21 protein-coding genes and 3 pseudogenes are annotated in these 23,292 nt (G+C 70.5%); 5 read left to right on the forward strand and 19 right to left on the reverse strand.

The window, feature by feature from the left end:
• Positions 1–17: 17 nt before the first annotated feature.
• The 3 genes from JM949_RS07075 to JM949_RS07085 all read right to left on the reverse strand — a co-directional run bounded on the left by JM949_RS07075 (position 18) and on the right by JM949_RS07085 (position 3,240).
• On the reverse strand, positions 18–374 hold the full coding sequence (locus JM949_RS07075; protein ID WP_203147650.1) for a DoxX family protein: 357 nt from the start codon (positions 372–374) through the stop codon (positions 18–20).
• Positions 375–485: 111 nt separating this feature from the next.
• Positions 486–1,544, reverse strand: coding sequence for a helix-turn-helix transcriptional regulator (locus tag JM949_RS07080; protein ID WP_203147632.1), 1,059 nt, complete (start codon positions 1,542–1,544; stop codon positions 486–488).
• A 640-nt stretch (positions 1,545–2,184) separates the two neighbouring features.
• Positions 2,185–3,240 carry an SMP-30/gluconolactonase/LRE family protein gene (locus JM949_RS07085; protein ID WP_203147633.1) on the reverse strand — a complete coding sequence of 352 codons (1,056 nt, stop codon included), beginning with the start codon at positions 3,238–3,240 and terminating at the stop codon, positions 2,185–2,187.
• Between the two features lie 228 nt (positions 3,241–3,468).
• Between JM949_RS07085 and JM949_RS07090 the strand changes: the two are divergent.
• Positions 3,469–4,646: pseudogene (locus JM949_RS07090) on the forward strand (MalY/PatB family protein).
• Positions 4,647–4,711: 65 nt separating this feature from the next.
• Here JM949_RS07090 and JM949_RS07095 read toward each other — a convergent pair.
• The 6 genes from JM949_RS07095 to JM949_RS07120 are packed head-to-tail and all read right to left on the reverse strand — an operon-like array spanning position 4,712 to position 10,893.
• Positions 4,712–5,899, reverse strand: coding sequence for a glycoside hydrolase family 16 protein (locus JM949_RS07095; RefSeq protein WP_203147634.1), 1,188 nt, complete (start codon positions 5,897–5,899; stop codon positions 4,712–4,714).
• Positions 5,900–5,937: 38 nt separating this feature from the next.
• Positions 5,938–6,825: a carbohydrate ABC transporter permease gene (locus JM949_RS07100; protein ID WP_407664708.1), complete on the reverse strand. Its 888-nt coding sequence runs from the start codon at positions 6,823–6,825 to the stop codon at positions 5,938–5,940.
• Positions 6,826–6,880: 55 nt separating this feature from the next.
• Positions 6,881–7,789, reverse strand: a complete 909-nt coding sequence (locus JM949_RS07105; RefSeq protein ID WP_203147635.1) for a carbohydrate ABC transporter permease — start codon at positions 7,787–7,789, stop codon at positions 6,881–6,883.
• On the reverse strand, positions 7,789–9,213 hold the full coding sequence (gene ngcE / locus JM949_RS07110) for an N-acetylglucosamine/diacetylchitobiose ABC transporter substrate-binding protein (RefSeq protein WP_203147636.1): 1,425 nt from the start codon (positions 9,211–9,213) through the stop codon (positions 7,789–7,791). The genes JM949_RS07105 and ngcE overlap by 1 nt, the downstream gene beginning before the upstream one ends.
• A 16-nt stretch (positions 9,214–9,229) precedes the next feature.
• Positions 9,230–9,979 carry a sugar isomerase domain-containing protein gene (locus tag JM949_RS07115; RefSeq protein WP_203147637.1) on the reverse strand — a complete coding sequence of 250 codons (750 nt, stop codon included), beginning with the start codon at positions 9,977–9,979 and terminating at the stop codon, positions 9,230–9,232.
• A complete protein-coding gene (locus tag JM949_RS07120; RefSeq protein WP_203147638.1) occupies positions 9,976–10,893 on the reverse strand; it encodes a MurR/RpiR family transcriptional regulator in 918 nt (305 codons plus the stop codon). The genes JM949_RS07115 and JM949_RS07120 overlap by 4 nt, the downstream gene beginning before the upstream one ends.
• A gap of 96 nt (positions 10,894–10,989) precedes the next feature.
• Between JM949_RS07120 and JM949_RS07125 the strand changes: the two genes are divergently transcribed.
• Positions 10,990–11,940 carry an N-acetylglucosamine kinase gene (locus JM949_RS07125; protein ID WP_203147639.1) on the forward strand — a complete coding sequence of 317 codons (951 nt, stop codon included), beginning with the start codon at positions 10,990–10,992 and terminating at the stop codon, positions 11,938–11,940.
• Positions 11,941–11,961: 21 nt separating this feature from the next.
• Here the strand turns inward: JM949_RS07125 and JM949_RS07130 are convergent, their stop codons facing one another.
• On the reverse strand, positions 11,962–12,420 hold the full coding sequence (locus tag JM949_RS07130; protein WP_203147640.1) for a hypothetical protein: 459 nt from the start codon (positions 12,418–12,420) through the stop codon (positions 11,962–11,964).
• An 11-nt stretch (positions 12,421–12,431) separates the two neighbouring features.
• Positions 12,432–14,858 (reverse strand): molybdopterin oxidoreductase family protein, encoded by a 2,427-nt coding sequence (locus JM949_RS07135; RefSeq protein WP_203147641.1) that lies wholly within the window; start codon positions 14,856–14,858, stop codon positions 12,432–12,434.
• A gap of 348 nt (positions 14,859–15,206) precedes the next feature.
• On the opposite strand from JM949_RS07135, the gene JM949_RS07140 reads away from it, so the two are divergent.
• A complete protein-coding gene (locus tag JM949_RS07140) occupies positions 15,207–15,926 on the forward strand; it encodes an SDR family NAD(P)-dependent oxidoreductase (protein WP_203147642.1) in 720 nt (239 codons plus the stop codon).
• Between the two features lie 315 nt (positions 15,927–16,241).
• On the opposite strand, the gene JM949_RS07145 is transcribed toward JM949_RS07140, so the two are convergent.
• Complete coding sequence (locus JM949_RS07145) at positions 16,242–16,433, reverse strand: DUF397 domain-containing protein (protein WP_203147643.1); 192 nt, start codon at positions 16,431–16,433, stop codon at positions 16,242–16,244.
• Positions 16,424–17,191, reverse strand: a complete 768-nt coding sequence (locus JM949_RS07150; protein WP_203147644.1) for a helix-turn-helix domain-containing protein — start codon at positions 17,189–17,191, stop codon at positions 16,424–16,426. The genes JM949_RS07145 and JM949_RS07150 overlap by 10 nt, the downstream gene beginning before the upstream one ends.
• A 261-nt stretch (positions 17,192–17,452) precedes the next feature.
• On the opposite strand from JM949_RS07150, the pseudogene JM949_RS36615 reads away from it, so the two are divergent.
• Positions 17,453–17,673, forward strand: a pseudogene (locus JM949_RS36615) (hypothetical protein).
• Positions 17,673–17,918: a flavin reductase gene (locus JM949_RS07155; RefSeq protein WP_203147645.1), complete on the forward strand. Its 246-nt coding sequence runs from the start codon at positions 17,673–17,675 to the stop codon at positions 17,916–17,918. The pseudogene JM949_RS36615 and the gene JM949_RS07155 overlap by 1 nt, the downstream one beginning before the upstream one ends.
• A gap of 108 nt (positions 17,919–18,026) precedes the next feature.
• Here JM949_RS07155 and JM949_RS36620 read toward each other — a convergent pair whose 3' ends face one another.
• The 6 genes and pseudogenes from JM949_RS36620 to JM949_RS07180 all read right to left on the reverse strand — a co-directional run.
• Entirely contained in the window at positions 18,027–18,170 is a 144-nt protein-coding gene (locus JM949_RS36620; protein ID WP_238432719.1) for a hypothetical protein, read from the reverse strand.
• An 11-nt stretch (positions 18,171–18,181) separates the two neighbouring features.
• Positions 18,182–19,495, reverse strand: coding sequence for a PepSY-associated TM helix domain-containing protein (locus JM949_RS07160; RefSeq protein WP_238432720.1), 1,314 nt, complete (start codon positions 19,493–19,495; stop codon positions 18,182–18,184).
• Positions 19,496–19,623: 128 nt separating this feature from the next.
• On the reverse strand, positions 19,624–20,205 hold the full coding sequence (locus tag JM949_RS07165) for a copper resistance CopC family protein (RefSeq protein WP_203147646.1): 582 nt from the start codon (positions 20,203–20,205) through the stop codon (positions 19,624–19,626).
• A complete protein-coding gene (locus tag JM949_RS07170) occupies positions 20,202–21,416 on the reverse strand; it encodes a Dyp-type peroxidase (RefSeq protein ID WP_203147652.1) in 1,215 nt (404 codons plus the stop codon). Before JM949_RS07170 ends, JM949_RS07165 begins: the two co-directional genes overlap by 4 nt.
• A gap of 55 nt (positions 21,417–21,471) precedes the next feature.
• The gene (locus JM949_RS07175) at positions 21,472–22,071 is read right to left on the reverse strand and encodes a copper chaperone PCu(A)C (protein ID WP_203147647.1); all 600 of its coding nucleotides are present in this window, start codon (positions 22,069–22,071) and stop codon (positions 21,472–21,474) included.
• Between the two features lie 68 nt (positions 22,072–22,139).
• A pseudogene (locus JM949_RS07180) lies at positions 22,140–23,292 on the reverse strand (copper resistance protein CopC); the annotation flags it as partial.

Consider the following 23,292-nt stretch of genomic DNA (forward strand, 5'->3'; position numbering starts at 1 on the left):
TCTCGTTTCCCCAGCGATCACCAGAAGTCGTGGTAGGCCAGGTTCACCACGAACGTCGCCGTGACGGTCACGAAGAAGACGGCCCATCCGGTGAGTTTGCGCGAGCCCACCCGGGCGTGGGCTATGAAGGCGCCGATGAAATACAACACCAGGCCGAGTGAGGCGAGCGTGCCCAGCACCGGCACCACGAAACCGGCCAGCAGACCGAGCGAACCCGCCGCGAGCGTCGCACCCAGCCGGGGCATCCAGGACAGCGGCAGGCGCTTCATCTCCATCTGTTCGCGGGGGTACTCGTGATTGATGAGGTAGGTGGTGGCGGCGATGGCGGTGAAGAGCGAAGCGAGGATGTTGAGCGTGACGTAGGCGGCGAACACGTTGTCCCCTTCCACCGAATCGAGGGACCGGACGATACCTGTCCGATGACGATCCGTGGGATCCTCGCGAACAGCGTCGCCGCCGGCACGCGGGGGCCCGCCGCCGCACGCCTACACGTCCAGGACGTGGCGTTCGCCCCGGCCGCCGTCCGCCGTCGCCGGCTTGTCGTCGCCGTCCACATCGTCGATCAACCCCAACCGGGTGGCCTCCACGCCGGCCTGGAAACGGCTCGTGGTCCCCAGTCTGTCCATGAGCTCTGAGATGTGCCGGCGGCAGGTACGCACCGACGTGCCGAGGCGACGGGCGATCGTCTCGTCCTTGTATCCCTTGGCCAGCAGACGGATGACGGCACGCTTCACGTCCTCGTCCACCGGTGCGGCCCGGTCGGCGTCCGGTTGGAAGGGGACCGCGGTGCTCCAGAGGTGCTCGAAGACGTCACACAGGTAGCCGACGAGCGCCGGTTCCCGGACGACGATCGCCCCGGCGGCTCGGGAGGCCACACCGCGCTCGGGCACGAAGGCTACCTCGTGGTCGAAAATGACCATGCGATCGATGACTTCCTGCGTCGTACGGACGCGCGCGCCTCGCTTCGTCACGTCCGATACGTAGGCCCGGGTGACCAGGTCGGTGCGCGCCGGATGCTGGTAAATGGTGCGGTTGTCGACACCCCGCTCCAACGCCTCGATTAGTGGCCCCCGGGTGGCGGACAGCAGGTGGGCCGGTCGGGCGCCGCCGGGTTGGATCGTCATGATTTCCGACTCGCACCGACGGGCGTGCTCATTGAGCACCGGCTGCACCATCGACGCGTCGGTAATCATGTCGAAAGCCTCGTTGTGATTGCCGTCCCGGCGATCCTCGAAATACGCGGGCGCCAGCGCCATGATCTGCGTGCGGACTTCGGTCACAGCGGACTGAAGGTCGCGGATCTGATTCTCCGCCGGCGCGACAAGGCCGGCGGCGGCGGTGTCGGGGCCGACCGGAACCAGCACCTCCGGGCAGCCTGGCATGGGGCGGATGAGCCGAAGGGCGCTGAGGATCCGCTCCGCGCGGGCGATGCCGGGCGGGTCGAGGCCCAGGCGCTCCGCGATGGTGGCCGGGATGAACCTGCCGCGTCTGACCGCCTCCCGGTAGACACGCACGCTCACCTCATCCAGCTCGGGAAACCTCATCTGTTCGTGTTCGCCTGCTCGCATCGCGATCGCCCCCTTCCCCGAACGAAGTGGTCGAACAATGGCGCAAGTCTTACACGTCGGTCCGCTGTCCGGGGGCTGCTGCACATGCCCGAACGGATACATATTCAGGATGAACGATGCTGGCCATCCACCCCTTCGGAGTTTTCGCACAAGGGGCTTTGCGGCGTGAGACGAATACCGGGCGCTCCAGGTGTCACTTAGTGAACTACAGCTTTTTCTATTCACACCTGGTGCTTCCGCAGCAGAGTGTCGATACGCCTGCCCGGCTCACTGGCACCCGTCGGGTAGATCGCGCGATGACCGAGAAAGACCGTGTCGGAGGAGGAGTCAGGGTGGCCTCGCATGTGCGGCGTAGCACTGTCGGCGAGCGGGGGCTCGGGCCCGTCCGGGGAACTCCGACTCCACGAAGACGGCCCCCCGCTGGCGCAGTGAGCGCAGCACGTGGTGGTTGTGCGCGACCTTCTTGCGCACGTACACCGGGGGGGCCGTCGGGTGGGGCCCGACCGGGGTTCCGGCGGGCGCCTTACCCCCCACCTGTTGTCCTGGTGAGCAGTGGCGGAGGGCAGGTTGTCACGGGGTTGTCAGCGGGGCCGGCGGTGGCGGCGCCGGCGGGCCGTCAGTACGGATATCCGGGGATGTTGAGCCGCACGCTGTACAGGCCGGAGTCGCCCCACGGACCCGAGGTGACGTAGAGGGTCTGCCGGTCGGGGCCGCCGAAGGCCACGTTCGTCGTACCGGAGAAGCCGGGCCGGATCGTGCCGAGCTGGACGCCGGCGGGGGAGTAGACGTGGACCAACGAGTCCGACCCCGACGCCCAGTAGACGTTGCCGGCGCAGTCGATCGTGGCGCCGTCCGGGCCGCCGATGTAGTTCACGAACACGCTGCGGGCGCCGGTGCTGCCGTCGGGCTGGACGGCGTACTTGTAGATCTTGTTCTCGGAGTAGGCACCCACGTACAGGGCGGTCCCGTCCGGCGAGAGGGCGATGCCGTTGGGCTGGCGCAACCGGTCGTCCACGAGTGACACCTGGCCGTTGGTGACACGGAAGACGCTGGTACGCCCGCTCATCTGGTCCGGTCGGTTGCCGCGCTGGAAGTTGGGGTCGGTGAAGTAGACGACGCCGTCGGAGCGGACCGCGACGTCGTTCGGCGAGTTGAACGCGCGGCCCTGGTAGTTGCCGGCGACGGTGCTGCGGGACCGGTCGCTCAACCAGTACGCGGAGACGCTGCGCTGGTCGTGGGTGGCCGCGATGAGCTGCTGGGCGTCGGCGCTGAGCGCGAGGCCGTTGCTGCCCGCGTTGGCGAGGAACGTGTCGAAGGTGGCCGGCGGGGTGAGCCGGCGGATCGTGGACGGCTGGACGTTGTACGGTCCGGTGCCCGCCGCCATGTCCGACACCAGCAGGTAGCCGCCGTCGGCGATCCACACCGGTCCTTCGAGGAAGGAGAACCCACCCTGGATCCTGGGCGCCGTCACCGAGCTGGAGGGCAGCGGAGAACCGTAGACGGCCCCGGCCGGGCAGACCCCGGCCGGTGCGCCGGGCGGATTGGCGAGGGTGGCGTGAGCGCTAACATGCTCGGCACGCGGAGGTGCTGCGGCGGCAGCGGTGGCGAGTGGCGCGGCGCTGAGCGCGAGGCACAGCCCGGCCAGTGCGGCGGTGGTGGGACGCCAGGTCATCGGATACTCCAATTGGCGTCGGCGGCCGTGCGATGCGGCGGACGACGTCGGGTGATGGTGGGACGGGCGTGGCGGTGGCCGTCGGTGCGGCTGTCCGCAGCGTATGTGATGAACCAGGGGCAACAGAAGACAATGACCGCAGTCAATACATAAAGGCGTGTGCCGGTTACCCTGTCGAGTCCGCACGAGGGTCGGCGTGGTCCGGGGCGGGCGGAATAGGCTTCGGCCATGAGTAGCGTGCTGAGCGGTGCCCGAGCCGCGACCAATCCCCTTCGCCAGCTCACCATCGACCAACTCCGCCAGCGGACCAGCCTCAAGTGGCGGGAGTACCCCGATGACGTGCTGCCACTCTGGGTGGCCGAGATGGACGTCCCGCTGGCCGAGCCGGTCGCCCGGGCGATCACCAACGCCGTCGCCCGCGGCGACACCGGTTACCCGGCCGGCACGGCGTACCCGGAGGCGCTGTCGGAGTTCGCCCGGCGGCGGTGGGGTTGGGACGGGCTGGCCGTCGAACGCACCGCGCTGGTGCCCGACGTGATGCACGGCGTCACCGAGGCGCTGCGGCTGGTCACCGAGGCGGGGGACGCGGTGGTCGTCAACTGCCCGGTCTACCCGCCGTTCTACGCGTTCGTGGCGCACGCCGGCCGTCGGATCGTCGAGGCGCCGCTCGGCGACGACCTCCGGATCGACCTCGACACGCTGGAGGACGCCTTCCGGCGGGCTCGCGCCGGTGGGCGGCCGGCCGCGTACCTGTTGTGCAACCCGCACAACCCCACCGGCGTCGTGCACACAGTGGACGAGTTGGCCGCCGTCGCCAGCCTGGCGCAGCGGCACGGGGTGCGGGTGGTCGCCGACGAGATCCACGCCCCGGTGGTGGACGCGGAAGCCCGCTTCGTGCCGTACCTCTCGGTGCCCGGCGCGGAGAACGGCCTGTCGCTGATGTCCGCCTCCAAGGGGTGGAACCTGCCCGGTCTGCGCGGCGGGCTCCTGATCGCCGGCCCGGCCGCGGCCGCGACCTGGCCCGCGTTCCCTACGACGTCAGTGTCAGCACCAGCCACCTCGGCGTGATCGCCCACACCGTCGCCTTCCGCGACGGCGGCGAGTGGCTCGACGGCCTGGTGGTCGGCCTGGCCGACAACCGGCGGCTCCTCGCCGCCCTGCTCGCCGAGCACCTGCCGGCCGTGCGTTACCGCCCCGGGGCGGCCACCTGCCTCGCCTGGCTCGACTGCCGTGCCCTGGGCCTCGGCGCCGACCCCGCCGCCGTGTTCCTGGACAACGGTCGGGTGGCGCTCAATTCCGGTGCCGACTTCGGCACCGGCGGCGCCGGCCACGTCCGGCTGAACCTGGCCACCGCACCGGAGCTGATCACCGAGGCGGTCCGCCGGATGGCCACCGCCGTCGCCTGACAACCGACCGGACGCCGCTCGCCGTGACTGGCGAGCGGCCGTCGGTAACCTGCTTCAGCTGCCGTTCAGCAGCGGCCGAGATCCTCCCACTGCTGGGTCCAACCCGGCTCGGAGCCCTGCGTCCAGTACCGCGCCCGCCACAGGTGCTTGCCGTCGCCCGACGGCGGACCGCTCGGGTCGCCGTACCTGCTCTTCTCGTGCTTCACCGTCTGGCCACCGGCGTAGGCCGTGCCGAAGGCCCACTCCGGCGCGGTCGCACAGCTGCCGGCCGGCGGCGTGGTGGGCGGAGTCGTGGGCGGCGTGGTTGGCGGCGTGGTCGGCGGGTTGGTCGGGTTCGAGCAGCCACCGGTCGTGGCCACCGTGTCCGCGAACGCGCTGCCCGCCGTCCGGTACGCCGCCGTCTTCGACGTCACCTGCGCCGGGGTCAGCACCTGGTTCTTCGCGAACAGCACCCAGTCGACCTGCTGGATGTAGGTGCTCAGCCCACCGGTGTGGGCCGCCGTGTCGATGAACCAGAGGTTCCAGTTGATCGTCATCGTCTGCCGGGGGTAGAACTTGCCCGAGTGGTCGCCCACCTGCACACCGTCGATGTAGTAGATGACATGGCCGTTCGCGACGGTCGCCACCAGGTCGTGCCAGCCGTTGAGGCTGCTGCGCTGCTCCGAGTGCACGTTGTCCGCGTACCAGGGGTCGTTGCGGTACGTGTACCAGGTGGTCTGGTAGTTGATCGGGCCGGTCTCGCCCCACCCGCCGTTGGGTAGGTACTCGGAGATGTCCAACTCGCTGTAGGTGGGGTCGAGGTCACCGTTCAACGGGCTGATGGTGAAGAACGTCTGGTTGATGTGGTCGCCGTCGTTGCCGCTGGTGGGGGTGTCGGTGAAGCGCACCCGGCTGGCGTAGGTGCCTTCCAGGTAGCGCTTCTGGGTGCTGTAGAGCTCAGCCTGGTTGGTGCCGGCGCCGGTGCCGTCGGTGGAGGCGGTGAGCTGCATGACCTTCTGGCCGCTGACGGTGGGGAAGGTGATGCTGTTCGGGGACCAGGTCGCCCCGGGCACGCCCGGGCCGCCGGCGTAGCTGCGCGGGGTCCAGCCGTGCGCGGTCAGCGAACTGTCGCTCGACGAGGTGTAGGAGAAGTCGTCGAACAGGTAGCCGCACTCGGCGGCGGAGGCGCTCGGTGCGCTGCTGAAGACTGCCAGCGTGCCGAGCAGGGCCGCTACTCCCGCGAACCCTATCGATCTACGTTTGTCGATGGACATGAGTCGGGTCCTCCGATGGGTGGGGGTGGAAAGGGGACCTACTTGACCGCGCCAGCGGTCATACCGGCGCGGATGTGCCGTTGGAACGCGACGTAGGCGACGAGCACCGGCAGCATGGCGATGGTCAAACCGGCGAACAGACCGCTCCAGTCGCTGCGATACCCCTGGCTGACCGACAGGGCGGCCAGACCCTGCGCCAGGACGTACCGGTCTGGGTCGGGATTGAGAACCAGTGGCAGCAGGTACTGGTTCCACAGCCCGAGGAAATTGAAGATGCCGACGGCCACCAGGCCCGGCCGGGCCATCGGCAGCATCACGCGGAAGAACACCCCGCTGTGCGAGCATCCGTCGATGAACGCCGCCTCCGCCACCTCGCCGGGCAGCGTGCGGAAGAACGCGTGCAGGAAGAAGACAGTGAAGGGTACGGCGTACGCCGCGTACACCAGGATCAGACCGGGGTACGTGCCCAGCAGGCCCAACTGTTGGACGACGAAGAACAGTGGCACCAGCGCCAGGAACACCGGGAAGAACATCGCCGCGACGAAGGTGTAGTAGACGAGCCGGTTACCGCGGAACTCGTAGCGGGCCAGGGCGTAGGCGACCAGCGAGCCCAACAGCATGGTCAGCAGGAGCGCGCCGCCCACGACGATGACGCTGTTGAGGAAGTAGCGGCCGATGCTGGCCTGGGTCCAGGCCCGGGACCAGTTGTCGAACTGCGGCGAGGCGGGCAGGGACCACGGGTCGTTGAGGATCTCGTTGTCGGTCTTGAAGGAGCTCACCACCGCCCAGAGCAGCGGAAGCGCGGTGACGACGGCCCAGGCCAGCATGGCGAGGTGCACCGGAAAGGCGGCTCCGGACCGGCGGGCATCACGTGCCGGGGCGGGCCCCGCACCGACCACCGCCGCTCGCTCACGTGTCACGGTCATGCGGATCCCCCCTCGGCGTGCCCTCCTGGCCCTTGCTGCGCTGCGGTGCAGTCGGTCATGCCAGCTCCAGCCTCTCCCTGCGCCCGGACCGCAGCGCCAGCACGGCCAGGGTCAGCGTGGCGAAGAACAGCGCGACGCCCATGGCCGAGGCGTAGCCGAACTTCCCGTACTGGAAGGCGTTGCGGTAGAGCGACAGCCCGATCACCTCGGTCGCGCCGTCCGGCCCGCCGGGCCCGACGGTCATCACCTGCACGACGGCGAAGGCGTCCAGCGCCGCTATGCCGAGATACACGAACGCGACGTGCACGCTCTCCCGCACCAGCGGAAACGTCACAGTGCGGAAGGTCGCCCAGCCGCCGGCCCCGTCGAGCAGCGCCGCTTCGAACAGCTCGCGCGGGATGCTGTCGATCGCCGCGCTGAACAGCACCACGTAGAAGCCCACCGACGACCAGACCAGGACCGCCATCACCGCGACCAGCGCCAGGGACGGCGACGCGAGCCAACTGCGGGTCAGCCCGTCCAGGCCGACCGCCCGCAGCGCCCCGTTCAGCAGCCCGTTGTTGGGGTTGTAGACGAACCCCCACAGCACCGCGATGACCACCAGGGACAACAACTGCGGAAAGAAATAGACAATCTGGTACGCGCCGGAGCCCGCGATCCCCCGTCGTCCACCGTGGCCACCGAGGTGCATCATGTTCGCCAGGAACAGCCCGATGCCGATGGTCACCAGCGGCACCACGACCAGCATCACCGCGTTGTTCCGGACCGCGTGCAGGAACAGGGAGTCGCCGCCGAGGCGGGCGTAGTTGCCCGCACCGACGAACCGCGCCTCGCCGGCGACGCCGGTCCAGTCGGTCAGCGACAGGTAGAAGGCCTGCGCGTACGGCGACAGCACGAACACGGCGTGCAGCACCAGCGCGGGCACCAGCGCGCCGGCGAGGAACCGCCACCGACCGTGTCTCATCAGCGGGTGTACTTCTTCACAGTGGAGTCCTTGGCCAGCCCGTCGGCCGCCTTCTGGATCCGGTCCGACCACTGGCTCGCGGTGATCCGCCTGTTCACCAGCTCGCCGGTGGCATCGTCGACGGCCTTCGCCAGCGGGGCGTACCAGGTGCGGAACCGGTAGGTGAAGGTCTCGGTGCCGGCCGCCCGGACCGCGTCGCGGACCGAGCCGAGGCCGCTGCTCAGCGTGAGACCGTCGGTGGCCCCGGCCACGGCGGGCAGGGTCCCGGCGGTCTCGGCGAACGCCTTCGCCGACTGCTTGGAGAACAGGATCCGCAGATACTCCATACCGCCGGCGGGGTTCTTGGCCTTCGCCGGCACCAGGAACGATTCGCTGCTCGCCGCCTGCACCGCCGTGTGCTTCAGGACGTCCGCCGTCGTCCGCGCCGGGACCGGGGCCATCACCATGTCGAAGTTCGCCGGCGTGACGCCCTTCTGCTCACTCTCCAGCCAGGACCCGCAGGGGATGATCGCCGCCTTGCCCTGCGACCAGGCCGCCTGCGCCTCGGTGTGCGACAGCGCCTCGGAGCCGGACATCAGGTAACCCTTGCCGGCCAGCTCGGCGAACGCCTCGGCCGCGCCGAGCAGACCCGGCGCGCGCCACGCGTTCGGTTCCAGGTTGTCCACGGCCTTGACCAGCGCCGGCCCGCCGGTCTTGGCGGCCATGCCGAGCAGTGGGTCGTTGATGTACTCCGGGTACTTGCCCTGGTAGGTCCAGGGGGCGATGCCCGCCGCCTTGATGGTCGCGCAGAGCGTGAGCATGTCGTCCCAGGTCGTCGGGAAGGTCCAGCCCTTCGCCGCGAAGAGCGGCTTGGAATACCAGAGACCCCAGACGGTGTAGGTGAAGTTGAGCGTCAGCGGCACCGTGTCGAACGTGCCGTCGGCGACCACCCCGGGCAGCAACGTGTCGCGCACCGTCCGGCTCGGATCGTCGAAGGCGGGAGCGTCGAGCAGCTCGCTGAGATCACTCACCTGCTTGGCGGAGACCAGCGTCGCGATGTCGAGGCGGCTGGCACCGGTGTTGTCCACCACGTCCGGTGGGGTGTTCGCGACGAACCGAGGCTGCAACGCCTCGCCGATCTTCTGGACGCCCTGGTGGTCGATTTTCGCGCCCGGGTACTTCTGGGTGTAGAGCGTCTCGGCGCGCTTGGCGTACTCGTCGCCGTACCCGCCCTTGAAGATCACGACCTCGAGCGGCGCGTCCGCCTTGACGCCCAGTGGGTTGTCGGCGTTCTTGGTCCCGGTGTTGCCGGCGGCGCGGTCCTGGTCGTCGCTGCCACCGGTCACGCAGGCGCTGAGCACTGGCAGCGCGACACCGGCGGTCGCCGCCGCGCGCAGCACGGTTCGTCTCGTTGGATGCGGTCCGGACTCGGGTGAACGGTTCATCAGCTGGGCCTTCTCCCTATGCGGTACGCCGGATGCGGCCGGCGTACCGCGCTTCGATGAGTTTGTTGTGCTCCCGCCCGCCCGGCACGTTGTCGGACAGATAGACCGGCGGGGTGACGTTGAGCGCCAGCAGCCGGGCCACCACCTCGGTGACGATCTGCTGGGCCAGCAGTGCCGCGGTGATCGACGAGACGGCCCCGACCGCGCCGGTGCCGTAGTCGAGGGCCGCGTCGCCGTACGGCGCGCCGTTGTCGAGCACGACGTCGGCCAGGTCGGCGAGCTTGAGCCCGCTGTCGTGCCGCGACTCGACCCGGGCGGAGTGCTCGACCGAGGTGATCGCGATCAGCGCGTGTCCGCGCTGTTTCACCAGGTGGGCCATCTCCACCACCGCGCCGTTGACGCCGGAGTTGGAGGCGATGACGAACGCGTCGTCGGGCTTGATCGGGGCGAGGGCGTAGAGGCGGTGGGCGACGTCGGGCGTGCGTTCGAGTTGCGGGTCACCGAGCACGCTCGTCGGCTCGCCGCCGTACAGGACGATGTCGCGTAGGGCGATCCTGTTGGTGGGTACGAGACCGCCGGCCCGACCGGCGATCTCCATGGCGAGTGCCTCGGAGTGTCCGCAGCCGAACGCCTGGATCACCCCGCCGGCCTGGAGCGTCGCGGTCAGCAGGTCGGCGGCGCGCGCCACCCGGTCGCCCTGGGTGGTGCCGACACGCTCGATGGCCTCGGTGATGACCTCGACATAGTCCGCGCTTGTGATCGTCACAGCGGTCTTTCCTTCCGTGCTCGCTTGCGGTTCGCATTGGTGTCCGGCATTCGGTGTGCGTCGACGGCCCGCACGGTGAGTTCGAGAGCCTCGGCGGTGCGCTCGTAGGTGCGCTGTGCGACGGCGACGTAGATCAGGTCGAGGATCAGCAGCTGCGAGTGCAGCGCGGAGAGGGCGGCGAGCCGGAACGTGGTCTCGTGCACCGAGGTGGTGAAGACGACGTCGGCGACCTCGGCCAGCGGTGAGCGGGCGTACGAGGTGACCGCCACGGTCAGCGCGCCGTGATCGGCGGCCTCGGCGAGCATCTCGATCGCCTCACGGGTCCGGCCGGAGTGCGACAGGCTGATCGCGACGTCGCCCGGCCCGAGCAGCGCGGCGTTGGTGAGGGCGGTGTGCGTGTCGGCGCGGTACCGCACCGGGATCCGGATGCGTTCGAGCCGGAACGCCATCTCGCTGCCGGCGGTGCCGCTGCTGCCCAGACCGAAGATCTCCACTCGGCCGGCGGCGGCGATCGCGGCCGCCACCCGTTCGACGGTGGCGGTGTCCAGGCCGGACGCGGTCGCCTGGATGGCCCGGGTGTCCGCGGCGGTGATCACGTCGAGGACGCTGCCGATCGGGTCCTCCGGCGCGATGTCTCCGGAGATGTCGGTCTCCCAGCGTGCCTGCTCGGCGCGCCCGGTCTCGGTGGCGACGGCTACCCGCAGGTTGGCGTACCCCTTGAAGCCGAGTGCCCGGCTGAAGCGGGTGACCGTCGCGGTGGAGGTCCCGGATCGTTCGGCCAGGTCGACGATGCTGGCGTGGGCCGCCGTCTCCGGATCGTCGAGGATGGCTTCGGCGATCTTCGCCAGAGCCTCCGGCATGGTCGGCCCCTCCATCCGGAGCCGCACCAGCAGTCCACCACTCTCACCCGTCACCAGTGATCGTCCTTTTCATCGATTAGCTATGAAGATGAAAATTACGACCACATCAACGTCTAGTCAACAGCAATTTTCTATGCTTCGATCTCCGGCATGATGCTGGTACTGGGCCTGGATGCCGGCGGCACGTCGTCCCGGGCGGTCGTGGCCACCCGCGACGGCACCGTGGTGGGCCGTGGCACGGCGGGGCCGGGCAACCCGACCTCGGCCGGACCGGCCGCCGCCCGCCGCATCGGTGCGGGCGGTGCGCGAGCCCTCGCCGAGCACGACCCCTCGGCCGTGCTCGGCGGCGTCGCGGGCATCGCCGGTGCGGGCATCATGACGGACCCGGAGCTCACCGCCGCCTTTGACCAGGAGTGGGCCCGGCAGGGACTGACCTGCCCGGTCACCATCGTCGGCGACGCGGTGACGGCCTTCGCGGCGGGCACCCCGGCGTCCTCGGGGGCAGTGCTCATCGCCGGCACCGGCGCGGTCGCCGCCCGCATCGACGACTGGCGCGTCAGCCGCACCGCCGACGGCCTCGGCTGGCTGCTCGGCGACGAGGGCTCGGGCCTCTGGCTGGGCCTGCAGGCAGTCCGTTCGGTCGCCCGAGCCTGGTCCGGGCCCACCGTGCCCGCCGGGCTGGCGGCCGCCGTCGCGGCCCAGGCCGGAGCGACCAACTGCGACGAACTCGTGCGCTGGGCCGGTCGGCAGCAACCGGCGGCCTTCGCCACGCTGGCACCCCTGGTGTGCGCGCACGCCACGGCCGGCGACGCCCTCGCTGAACGGCTGACCACCGAGGCCGCGACCCGACTGGTCGCCACCCTCGGCGAGCTGGGCCCACCGGACGGCCCCGTCGTGCTCGCCGGCAGTCTCCTGACCAACACCACACCCGTGCGAGCGGCAGTCCTGGCCACCCTTGCCGGGCCGGCCGCGACCGCCAGGGACCCGGCGATCGCGGCAGCCTGGCTCGCCCTACGTCAGAGCACCGACCAGGAGGAGGCGGCGCGCCTGCACCACCGCATGCTTCGACCCGATCGGGAAACCTCCCCGGTCGGCCACTGACCGGAGCGCCCGCGCGGGCGGTCAGTCGGCGACAACGAGCGCCTGGGGTGCGGCGGCCTTCATCCGCGTCCGCAGCCACTTGAGCTGGACGGCGGTCTCGCCCTCACAGCGCAGCACCACGGCGAGCAGGTCCTCGTCGCGGACGCCGTAGGCGGCCTGCCCGACCACCGTCCAGGTGATGTCGCACTCGGCGGCCATCAGGTACAGGTCCTGGAGGTCGCGCAGCAGGCCGATGCCGCCGGTGCGGGTGCCGGTGAACAGCTGCGAGTGCAGCCGGTCGGGTTCGTCGGGCGCGCCCGCGGCGTAGTGGACGACGAACGGGTGCAGTTGTTCGGCGTGCGCGTCGCAGCGTTGCGCCTGCTGCTGGCAGAGGTGCTGGATGTCCGGTTCCTCGGCGTGCGCGGTGGCTACCTGCCGGAACGCGTCGGCGAGGTTGACCTGCGCCCGGTGCAGCAGACCGAGGTAATGGGCGAGGTGCACGGCTCACTCCTTCACGCTGGTGGCCTCGGCGGCCGGTCCGCCGACGGTCGGCGGCAGGTCGCGTCAGCGGGCGGTGCGCTGCCGCCGACCGTCGGCGCCGGCGACGGTACGCCCCGCCCGTCGGCGAGTTTCGTCACCGCGACGGCCGCCACCTTGAAGATGGGCTGCTTCGAGACCGGGTCCCACCCGGTGATGGTCAGCTCGTTCGCCGCGCGTGGGGTGCGGTCGGCCGGATCCTGGTCGAAGTAGCCGTAGTGGAAGGGCACGAAGACCACCCCGGGGCGGATGCCGCAGAGCCGGGCGCGCGCCTGGATGGCGCCGCGTGCGGACGAGACGCCGACCAGGTCACCCTCGGCGATGCCGAGCCGGGCCGCGTCCGCCGGGTTGAACTCCACCCACACGTCCGGTGCCGCCTGGTCGAGTTGCGGGGCGCGACCGGTCTTGGTGCGGGTGTGGAACTGGTAGACGGTGCGCCCGGTGGTGAGTAGCAACGGGTGCTCGTCATCGGGCACCTCCGGGGAGGGCTGGTAGTCGACGGTGTGCAGGAACGCCCGCCCGCGCGGCTCCTTGGCCCGGTACTCCGGCTCGGTGAACTCGGCACCGGTGCTCAGGTCGTGGCCGTAGGTCTCGCAGTAGTCGGGGTCGGTGTTGAAGACCCCGTCGGTGTAGAGCCGCTCGGTGCCGTCCGGATGCTCGTCGGTGCAGGGCCACTGGATGCCGGAGTCGCCGCGCAGCTTCTCGTAGGTGATCCCGGTGTAGTCACACGGCCGGCCCCGCGAACACTCCTTCCAGGCCTCGAACACCTCCTCCGGCCGGCTCCAGCGGATCAGCGGTTGACCGTCCCGGTCGCGGAAGTCCATCCGGCGGGCGTAGTCGAGGAAGATGTCCAGGTCGGCACGGGCCTCGCCGGGCGGGTCGACGGCCTTGTCGGAGAGGTGCACCGTGCGGTCGACGCTGGTGAAGGTGCCGGTCTTCTCGCCCCAGGTGGCGGCGGGCAGCACGACGTCGGCCAGTTCGGCGGTCTCGGTCAGGAAGAGGTCCTGGACGACCACGAACAGCTCCGGCCTGGCCAGGATCCGCCGGATCCGGCGCAGCTCCGGCAGCGAGACGGCCGGGTTGGTGGCGGAGATCCACAGCAGCTTGATCGAGCCCTGCTCGGCGTACCGGAAGACCTGCATGGCGTGCGTCGGCGGCGCCCAGTGCGGAATGGTGTCCACGTCCACGTTCCAGAGCCGGGCCAGCTCCTCGATGTGCGCGGTGTTGTCCCAGTTGCGCAGGCCGGGCAGGTCGCCGTCGGCCCCGGTCTCCCGGGTGTTCTGGGCGGTCGGCTGGCCGTTCATCTGATAGATGCCGGCACCGGGGCGCCCGATCATGCCCCGGATCAGGTGCAGGTTGTTGACGGCACAGGCCGCGGCGGTGGCCTGGTTCGACTGGTAGAAGCCCTGCAACACGGTCGACAGCAGTCGCTGCGAGGTGCCGAGCAGTTCGGCGGCGCGTTCCACGTCCGCGGCCGGCACGTCGCAGATGTCGGCCACCCGGCGGGCGGGATAGCCGTCCACGATCCGGCACAGCTCCGCGAAACCCACTGTGTGCGCCTCGACGTAGTCGCTGTCGTACCAGCCGCGCTGGACGATCTCCCGGAGCAGACCGTTCAGCAGGGCCATGTTGGTGCCGTTGCGGACGGCGAGGTGCAGGTCGGCCTCCCGCGCCACCGGGGTGGCGCGCGGGTCGACCGCCAGCATCGCCGGCGGGTTGGGGCCGCTACGCCGGTCCAGCATCCGCATCCACAACACGGTCTGCGTCTCCGCGACGTTGTGGCCCCAGAGCGCGATCGCGTCGCAGTGGTCCACGTCGGTGTACGAACCGGGCTGCCCGTCGGTGCCGAAGCTCGCCTTCATCGCCGCCGCCGCGGTGGCGGTGCAGAGCCGGGTGTTGCCGTCCATGTGCGGGGTGCCCAGACCGGCCTTGCCGATCACACCAAGCGTGTAGTACTCCTCCAGGAACAGCTGACCGGAGGTGTGGAAGCCGAAGTGGCCCCATCCGCCGGGGCCGTCGAGGAGCTCCTTCGACCGGGCGACGACGCGGCCCATCGCGGTGTCCCAGTCCGTCTCGACCAGGCGGTCACCGTCGCGGACGAGCGGCCGGGTCAACCGGTCCGGGCTGTGGTTGGCCTGCCAGCCGTACAGGTCCTTCGGATCGACCCGACCCCGGTTGACCCGGTCCACCGCCCGGCCGCGTACCCCGACGATCCGCCCGTCGGCGACCGCGATGTCCAGCGCGTCACCGTTGGAGTGCAGCACCGACGCCGACTGCACCCAGCGCTCCACGTCGGCCTCGGTCCGTCCGTCGGCCAGGTACCCGTCCACCCGCACCGGCCACTCCTGACCCGGCCCGTACGGGGTCCGCTCACCCCACGGGTCGGCGATCCGGTCCACCACGACGTCCTCCTTCCGGCGACTGCGCGAGCGCCCCATCGGCCGGTCCGACGGCCCGCCCACAGTCAGTCAACGACCGAGCGCGAACAGCATCACGTTGGCATGACGAAGACCGTGGTCGCGTCCGCGTAGCGATACTTCTCCCGGACGTCGGCAGTCACACCTGTCGTACTCCGCTTGATGCGTTACGTCGTGGCTTCACTTGGTGCGTGACACGATGCCCCGGCTCGTTGGCTACTCGCTGTCGCGGGGCGGCCGGAGAGGCTGGCGCATCCGCTTCCGAAGAGCGGATGTCCGGTCTTGGCAAGTTCCTGTTGACCTCAACCAAAGTTCACATGCTTCACTTCGGCCATGAATCTTGACGGCCTGCGCGTCGCCATAACCGGTGCCGCACGTGACACCGGGCGACTACTGGCCGAAGCCTTCGCCGAGCGCGGTGCACAGATCTTCCTCTCGGCCCGCGACCTGGCTGCGGCCAAGCATGTCGCGGATGCGATCAGCCAGCGGGGGCCAGGTCGGGCTGACGCATTTCACTGCGACCTCGCCGTACCGGACTCGGTGCGCGCGTTCGCCGCTGCCGTGGCCGAACGGACGAAGCACCTCGATGTGCTGATCAACAATGGTGCCCCATACATTGAAGGTGACGACCTGGGAGACGTCTCGGACGACAAAATCGAAAGCGTGATGTCTGCCGGCGTGACCGGCGCCATGTTGTTGACCAAAAATTTACTGCCGCTGCTACGGGCATCGTCGCGGCCCGACATCGTCAACATGATCTCCGCATGCGGCGAGGTGCGGCACCACCGCTCGGGTGCCCATCCCGCCTTCTACGCCGCCAAGCATGCCCACGCCGGACTCGCTGAGATCCTGTCGCACCGACTCCGGCCAGAAGGGATCCGGGTAATCTCACTGTTTCCGCCGGACTTCGTTCAGGACGGGCCCCGCCAGGTGAACAGCGAACTCACCGCGCGATCGGTCATCGACTGCGTGCTTTTCGCGGTCGGCCAACCACGAGACTGTTTCATTTGCGAGTTCCACTTCGAGCAGGTTCGGCAGGCGTCCACACCCTGACCGCTCACTGCGCAGAGCGGCCCGAGCCCGGTCGAGGGCTTTCGGCAGAGATCCGCCCTTGAGAGACTGTCACCGTCCAAACCAAGGTCAAGGGCGCGGATTCGCCGCCGACGGCGCGCCCTTGACGTGCCGTCGAGTCCGCCCGACCCTGAGTAGTAACTCGGTGTAACAGCCGCAGCCCATCGCGAGGGAACCCGTAACGCGTCAAGTGAGACCAGGGCGTCACGCATCAAGTGGAGCTCGACAGTCGGCAGTCACACCTGCGGACTGTGGCCGAAGTGGACGGAGCGGGCCAGAAGGTGTGTGGCGTGTCGCTTACGGCCGCCCGGCGACCTGGGCGACGAACGCGGCCCACACCGCCGGGGGGAAGGTCAGCGCCGGCCCCGACGGGTCCTTCGAGTCGCGTACCGCGACGATGCCCGCAAGGTTGTCGGCAATCTCGACGCAGTCGCCGCCGTTGCCGCTGCTACGGGTGCTCTTGCGCCACTGCGCGCCGGTCAGTTCCATGTCTTCGCCATCTCCGTCAGTAGGTGGACCGATTGCCAGTGGGAGAGCGCCTCGCCGCGTACGTTTTCCCACGCCGCTAGTATCGCCGCGATGTCGTCGGTCCCGGTAACAACATTTCCCTGAAGCTGGTTGTCGAGATAGCCAGCCGTGCGGTGCTCCGGCCCGACGGCGATGACGAACGGCCCGTTCAGTCCGGCGTACGCACCGACAGACGACGGAACGATGTGGACGCGCACGTGTGGCGCTTCGCACGCGACGAGGAGAGCCTGAATCTGTGCGCGCATGGTGGCCCGACCGCCGACGGGTCGCCGTAGCACTGCCTCGTCGACAACGGCGGTGAAGTGCGGCGGGTTGTCACGCGTCAGGATGCTCTGCCGGGCGAGCCGCGTAGCGAGATGTCGCTCGATGTCTCCTCGCGTGATGACGTCGGCTCCGGCCAGCACGGCGCGGGCGTACGCCTCGGTTTGCAGCAGACCCGGCAGGACGACGGACTGGTACGAACGCAGCGAGATCGCATCGCGCTCGATCTCTTGCCATGGTCGGAACCAAATTGGTTCACGACGTCTCGATGTGTCCGGCCAAATGTCCCCGATGGGTCGACGCAGAGCGCCGGCCGCCGCCTCCCGATGGCGCGGGTGCGGTATGTGGTCATGGTTGAGCCAGCGCGCGACGGTTTTCCTGTCGACTCCGACCCGCTCGGCCAGCGACTCGATGGTGTGGCCCGTCTCATCGAGGGCGACCCGCAACGCGTCGTTCACGGCCACTCCCATTGGGATGCGTGGAATGTCCTACGACCATATCGTCTACGGGCTGTTTCTGTCCCGTCACGCCGCGCAGGGTGTGTGTAGACGGCGCGGCCGGCAGGATCGAGACCCGGCGGTCGCGTTCGTAAGCGGGGCTGCCCTGGCGGGCGAGCACTCACAGGGCAGCCCCTTCCCAACGACGATCAGGGGAGCACCGTGCGGAAGGTTCAGGCGGGCGACGTCCTGCGCCTCACTACGGCCGCGAGCGTCCAGTTCATGCACCCGATCGTCGTGCGTGTCATTCGCGTTCTCGACTGGCGACGTACGACGGATGGCTCTGGTTTGACGGCTACCAACTTGCCCCAAACGGGAATGCGATCGCCCGCCGAACCCTGTTCGTGATGACCAGCGGTCTGATCTGGCAGGACCCTCCCGCCTTCGTCGGCCGAAAGAACGCCCGTCGCCCGGTCGCCCGTACGTCAGTGCGGGTCGGGTGATGCGGTGCGCACCGAAGCACAGGCCCCTACGCCCGTCGTGGCGCTGTCCTAACTGCGGTACCCACTGGCCCTGCTCGGCTGCGAAGCTGCGCCTCCTCGGTCAGTTCCGCGAGGACCGGCCGGGCCTGCTGGCGTACCTGACGAAGGTCCAGAGGGAGGCCGAGGCGGACCTGACGAAGCTCAACCCGGACGCGGCGCTGCCCGACCTGACCTCGCGCTTCGTCGGCTGGGCCGAACGTCGGTAATTTTTTACTCGCCCGCCCTTGCCCCGGCACCCCGGTCATGCCGGGAGGCGTGCCCGGCACGGAGCTCGACCGCCCGTCCAACGACGGGCGGCCGAACCCGGTGGCGCGTCAGCTGCCGGCCGGCGCGGGGGAGGTGGGGACGGCGGTGGAACGGCGGCGTCGGGACACCACGCCGACGATGACGTCGATGACGAGGAAGGCGAGCACTGTGAGCCCGAACAGCGGCAGTGCCCAGCCGACCGCCACGATCACCGGTACGCCGATCAGCAGGGCCCAGCGCGGTAGCCCGCGGACGCGCCGCGGGCGGGTGGGGTGCCGGCCAGGGCGCGCCGATCGGCGCGGGCCGGGCGGCGTTGCCACCACATGCGGTAGCCCCAGACGATCACGCAGAGCAGCCCGAGGGCGAGCGCGGCCAGCAGGATCTGGTTGACCGGGCCGAAGAGGATCCCCATGTGCGCCTGGATGCCGAGGCCGCTGAGTTTGGCCAGCACTGGCCAGTCGGCGAAGTCGCTGCGGGCGGTGACCTGACCGCCGGTGGGGTCGACGGCGACGCGGTCCTTGGCGACCGGCCAGGTGTTGTCGACCTGGGTGACGGTCCAGGCCGAGCCGGGCTCGGTCGCCGGGGCGATCTCGACCGGGCCGGAGAGGCCGGCCGCGCGGGCGGCCGTCGACACCCGGTCGAACGCGGCCGACTCGACCATGCCGTCCGCCCCGGAGCTGCCGTGATGGCCTCCGCCGGCGGCCGGCGGCGCGCCGTCCAGGCTGGTGGAGATGACCGGGGTACGCGCGTTGAGCGCGTCGAGGCCGGCGCTGAAGTTCGCTCCGGCGTAGCGGGACCAGGTCAACCCGGTGGCGGAGAGGAAGAGCAGCCCGACGGTGAGCCAGATGCCGGTGGTGGCGTGCCAGCCCCGGGTGCGACGGACACCCTTGCCGGCGGACAGGTCCGGCACCAGCAGGTGGCGGGCGGTGCCGCGGGTGGCGCCGCGCCGACGCCACCACAGGACGACCCCGCCGAGCGCGAGCACCCAGAGCCAGCTCGCGGCCAACTCCGAGTAGTGCTCGCCGACGGCGCCCAGGTGCAGGTGGCGGTGCAGGTCGTCCAGCCAGGTGGTGGCCGGGGTGGAGCCGAACCAGGTGGTGAGCTGCCCGTTGACCTCGCCGGTGTACGGGTCGACGTAGACGGTGTGCTGCTTCTCGCCCAGCTCCGGCAGGGCGAACGACACCCGGGTGCTCTGGTCGCCGTCGCCGGGTCGCACGGTGGCGATGCTGCCGTCGGGGTGCGCGTTGCGCGCGGCCCCGATCTGCTCGGCCAGCGGCAGCGGACGCTCACCCACCTGGGCGACGGTCAGCTTCTTGCCGTAGAGGAGGGTGTCGAGCTGCGGGGTGATGGTGAAGGACAGCCCGGTCAGCGCGGCGGTCACCAGGAACGGGGCGACGAGGACACCGGCGTAGAAGTGCAGCCGCAGCAGCAGCGCGCCGAACGCTGAGGTGCGCCGGGCCGGCTGCGGTGGTGCGTCGGCGGTGGTGGACGGCTCCGGCGTCGACGCGCCGGACAACTCGGTAACAGACATGGTCATCCGATCGGAATGCGCGAGAAGTACCTGGTCAGGTGCGTCTCCTGCTGGCGTGGTCGCCCGGTGGTGTCGCGTCAGCTCCGGCCCTGTGCGGGTAGTCGGGTCGGAGGTGTCTGTGGTTCCCGGACGCCTCACCGGGCTCCGCGCCGCCACCACAACCCGGCCGCCACCAGGGCGGTGACGGCCAGCGCGGCGGCGGCGATCAGGATGCCGATGCCCCGGCCGGGGTCCGGCGTCGCCGCCCGGACCGCGTCCGCCGGACCGGTACCGCTGATCGGGGCGGCGCTGGAGGTGGGGTCGGCCACCGTGAACGGGTACGACCCCTGTGCCGGGTGTCCGTCGGTGGAGACCACCCGGTACGCGACGGTGTACGTGCCGTTGGGCAGCGCGTCGGTGACCTGGACGGTTCCCGTCGCCCCGCTGACCACCGGGTCGCCGGTGGGCATCTTCCGCTTCGCGCCGTCGGTGAGCACGATCGTGGTGAACGTGGGGTCGAGCCGCTGCATGAACTCCAGGACGACCTCGCGCGGCGCACGGGGCACCGTCGACTCCTGAACCGGTGCCGCCGCGCGGAGCGAGTTGTGCGCCCACGCCGGCGTGGCGGGGATGAGCAGCGCCGCCAGGATGGCGAGCAGCGCCGCGCCGAGTCGGACGGCGGCGGGTCGGGACGACGACACGGTCGAAGCGGCGAGTCTCCGGTCGGTGTTCCTCATCCGAGCACCTGTTCGCCGACCCAGCCGCCCGGTTGGCAGCCCGGTGGGATGGCGAAGACGGCGGAGCCGATCGGGGTGGTCCACTCGTTGAGCAGGTCCCGGTCTGCCAGCCGGCGTTGGATCGGCAGGAACTGGCGGGCGATGTCCGCCTGGTACGAGGTGAAGATCAGGCCGGCGTCGGCATCGCCGTCGGCGGTGGGCACCCCGTCGTAGTTGTAGGGCCGGCGCAGGATTTTCAGCCGGTCGTCGGTGACGTGGGCGCGGGTCAGGTGGGAGAAGTCGGGGATGACGGTGAGGCCGTGCGCGTCGGTGGCGGCGAAGTCGGGTTCGTCGTGCTCGGCGGTGCCGGTCAGCGGCGCGCCGGTGTCGAGCCGCCGCCCGACGGCGAGTTCGCGGTCGGTACGGCCGAGCAGGTCCCAGGTCTCCAGGTTCATGCTGATCCGCCGGACGACGAGCGTGCTGCTGTCGCGCAGCCACCCGGGCCCGTCCGGCACCCAGACGGCGCTGTCCAGTGGCGCCCCTGGGCGGGGGTTCGCGGTGCCGTCGAGCTGGCCGAACAGGTTGCGTTGGGTGTGGCCGCCCGGCTCGACGCCGGGGCTGCGGCGGAAGCCCTGTTGGACCCAACGGACGGTCGCGAAGGGTCGGCTGTCCTTGAGCAGCACCCGTTGCGCGTGGGCGACGGTGATCGCGTCGTCGGCGCAGATCTGGAGCAGCAGGTCACCGCCGGTCCACGCTGGCTGGAGCCGGTCGACGCGGAAGGCGGGTAGGTCGGTGACCGAGGCCGGCCGCCGGTCGTCGACGCCGGCGGCACGGTAGAGGCCGGGGCCGAAGCCGAAGGTCACTGTCAGCCGGGCGGGCAGCAGCCCGAGTTCTGCCTCGGTGTCGGCCAGCGCGGGTTGGCCCTGGGTGAGCCGGGCCGCGTCGTCGCTGAGCAGTCGCAGCATCCGACCGAGTGCGGCCCGGTCGGTGCCGGGGCGCACTGTCAACGCGACGAATGCGGCGTGTGCCTGCGGTTCGGTGGTCACGCCGGCCTGCCGGGCGCCGTGGAACGGCTCGACCAGGGCGCCAACGCTCGCCACCGGCGTCGTGCCGGTGCCGGCCGTCCGCTCTCCGGTTCCCTCGGCACGGGTCGCGGCGATCGTCGCGCCGCCAGCGAGGGCCCCACCGGCGACCAGGGCCCCACCGGCGACCAGGGCCCCACCGGCGACCAGGGCCCCGCCGTGAGCAGGCCCCGCCTGCTCACCGGCCGGACAGGTGACGCGCCGGTCACGATGCCGGGCTCATGCTCATTCCCGGCGTGGCGCTCATGCCGGGCATGGGCTGGCCGTGCCCGGGGGCGTAGCTTTCCTGAGCGCCGGTGAACGGTTTGACGACGGCGTTGAACTGCTGGGTCTTGCCGTCGGCGAAGGCCAGCGTGAAGCTCAACTCGTCGCCGGCCTGGACGGGCTTGGCGAGGTTCATCAGCATGAGATGGTCGCCGCCGGGCTCCAACGCGTGCGTGCTCTTCGCCTTGATGACGATGCCGCCCTGCTTGGCCCGCATGACCATCTTGCCGTCCTTCATGGTCATCTCGTGCAGCTCCATGGGCGACACCGAGGTCGTGGCACCAGTGACGGTGACGTCGGTGTCGCCGTCGTTGACCAGGGTCCCGAAGGCCGCCGTCATCCCCTTGTCGGCCGCCTTGACCCACGGGTCGCGGATGCCGACCACACCCGCGACGGCGCTCGTGGAGGCCGACGGGCTCGGCTGCGCCGCGGTTGACGGCCCGGACGAGCCGCAGCCGGCGGCACCGACCGTCAGGAGCGCGACGGTGGTGAGGACGGCGGCCGAGGCTCGGCGCGGTCCAACGAAACTGGTGGTGCGCATGTGTTCTTCCTCCGATGGTTGCTGCTGGAGGAAGAGTCGGGCGCGGTACGTCGAAAGTTCCGGACCGGTCAGGGCAGGTTGATCGTGTACTCGGCGGTGTGCACCTGCCCGCCGACCTGGAAGTCGAAGAAGGCGCGGTACCGGCCGGCGCTGGGGGCGGTCAGCCAGAACTTGACCTGCCCGTCGACCAGTTCCGGTTCGGGGTGGACGTGCACGTACCCGAGGTCACCCTCGCGGACGACCACGAGGTGCCCGTACGCGCCCAGGTACCGTTCGAGCGCGGCCGGTCCCGCCCCACCGGCGCGGTTGACCTGGAAGTGCATCGGCGCCGTCACCGCCGCCGTGGGCGTACCGGTCATGGTCACCTCGAACGGCCCGGCCGTCGCCGTCGGCCGTGCCGGGGGCAGCGGGGCGGGAGCGTACGCCCCGGGCACGTCGTGGTCGACGCCCAGGACGAGAGGCCGTGCCGTGCCGTCGGCGGCGGTGACGGAGAAGTCGGCGTAGACGCGGTAGCCGCCGGGGCGGGACAGCGTCAGCGGCACGCTCCAGGTGCCGTCGGGCGCCATCGTCGGGTGCAGGTGCTGGTAGCCCCCCAGATCGCGCCCGACCACGATCAGGTGCAACGGCTTGTCGTGCACGACCGTGAAGCGGGTCGCCGGCTGCCGGTCGGTGCCGACGATCCGGAACCGGTAGTCCGCGCGTACCCCCTTGGGTTGGGACCGCTCCAGCGGTTGCAGGGTGTAGCCGCCGGCGCTGACCGTCGTGCCGGTGGCCAGCGTCTCCCCGGTGCCGCCGTCGCCCGGGTGGGAGTGCGGCCCGGTGCCGGCGGGGTGTTGGTGCCCGTCGCTCGCGGACACCGCGCGTCCGGACGCGGTCGGTCCGCTGGCCGGCCGCGCGTTGCCGGCCGGCTCGTCGCCGTTCGTGCCGATGCGGGCCAGACCGAACCCGGCCAGCAGGGCGACCACCAGCCCACCGACGAGCATCGCCAGGTGGGCGTTGCTCATTCGCGATTCCTGGGCCACGGCGTCGTCGTGCCGGTCCGGCTGCGGCAGCGCGTCGACCGGCGCGGACCGTGCCTCGTCCTCCTCCCTGGCCACGGTCCGCGTCGACCGGCCTGCTGCCCGGTCCGCGTCGGCCCGGTCTGCTGTCCGGTCTGGGTCGGCCCGGTCTGCGTGTCCGGTCGCGCCGGCGCGGTCGCGGTGGAGTTCCGTCGCGGTGACG

Origin of the sequence: Micromonospora tarensis (genome assembly GCF_016803395.1) — a bacterium.
GTDB classification, from domain to species: domain Bacteria; phylum Actinomycetota; class Actinomycetes; order Mycobacteriales; family Micromonosporaceae; genus Micromonospora; species Micromonospora tarensis.

What these genes read in the sequence shown, in the direction of transcription:
- JM949_RS07080 (WP_203147632.1), bottom strand. Translation starts at nt 1,544, where the DNA reads ATGAGGTTTCCCGAGCTGGATGAGGTGAGCGTGCGTGTCTACCGGGAG.
- JM949_RS07085 (WP_203147633.1), bottom strand. Translation starts at nt 3,240, where the DNA reads ATGACCTGGCGTCCCACCACCGCCGCACTGGCCGGGCTGTGCCTCGCG.
- JM949_RS07095 (WP_203147634.1), bottom strand. Translation starts at nt 5,899, where the DNA reads ATGTCCATCGACAAACGTAGATCGATAGGGTTCGCGGGAGTAGCGGCC.
- JM949_RS07100 (WP_407664708.1), bottom strand. Translation starts at nt 6,825, where the DNA reads ATGACCGTGACACGTGAGCGAGCGGCGGTGGTCGGTGCGGGGCCCGCC.
- JM949_RS07105 (WP_203147635.1), bottom strand. Translation starts at nt 7,789, where the DNA reads ATGAGACACGGTCGGTGGCGGTTCCTCGCCGGCGCGCTGGTGCCCGCG.
- ngcE (WP_203147636.1), bottom strand. Translation starts at nt 9,213, where the DNA reads ATGAACCGTTCACCCGAGTCCGGACCGCATCCAACGAGACGAACCGTG.
- JM949_RS07125 (WP_203147639.1), top strand. Translation starts at nt 10,990, where the DNA reads ATGATGCTGGTACTGGGCCTGGATGCCGGCGGCACGTCGTCCCGGGCG.
- JM949_RS07140 (WP_203147642.1), top strand. Translation starts at nt 15,207, where the DNA reads ATGAATCTTGACGGCCTGCGCGTCGCCATAACCGGTGCCGCACGTGAC.
- JM949_RS07145 (WP_203147643.1), bottom strand. Translation starts at nt 16,433, where the DNA reads ATGGAACTGACCGGCGCGCAGTGGCGCAAGAGCACCCGTAGCAGCGGC.
- JM949_RS07155 (WP_203147645.1), top strand. Translation starts at nt 17,673, where the DNA reads ATGCGGTGCGCACCGAAGCACAGGCCCCTACGCCCGTCGTGGCGCTGT.
- JM949_RS07160 (WP_238432720.1), bottom strand. Translation starts at nt 19,495, where the DNA reads ATGACCATGTCTGTTACCGAGTTGTCCGGCGCGTCGACGCCGGAGCCG.
- JM949_RS07165 (WP_203147646.1), bottom strand. Translation starts at nt 20,205, where the DNA reads ATGAGGAACACCGACCGGAGACTCGCCGCTTCGACCGTGTCGTCGTCC.
- JM949_RS07175 (WP_203147647.1), bottom strand. Translation starts at nt 22,071, where the DNA reads ATGCGCACCACCAGTTTCGTTGGACCGCGCCGAGCCTCGGCCGCCGTC.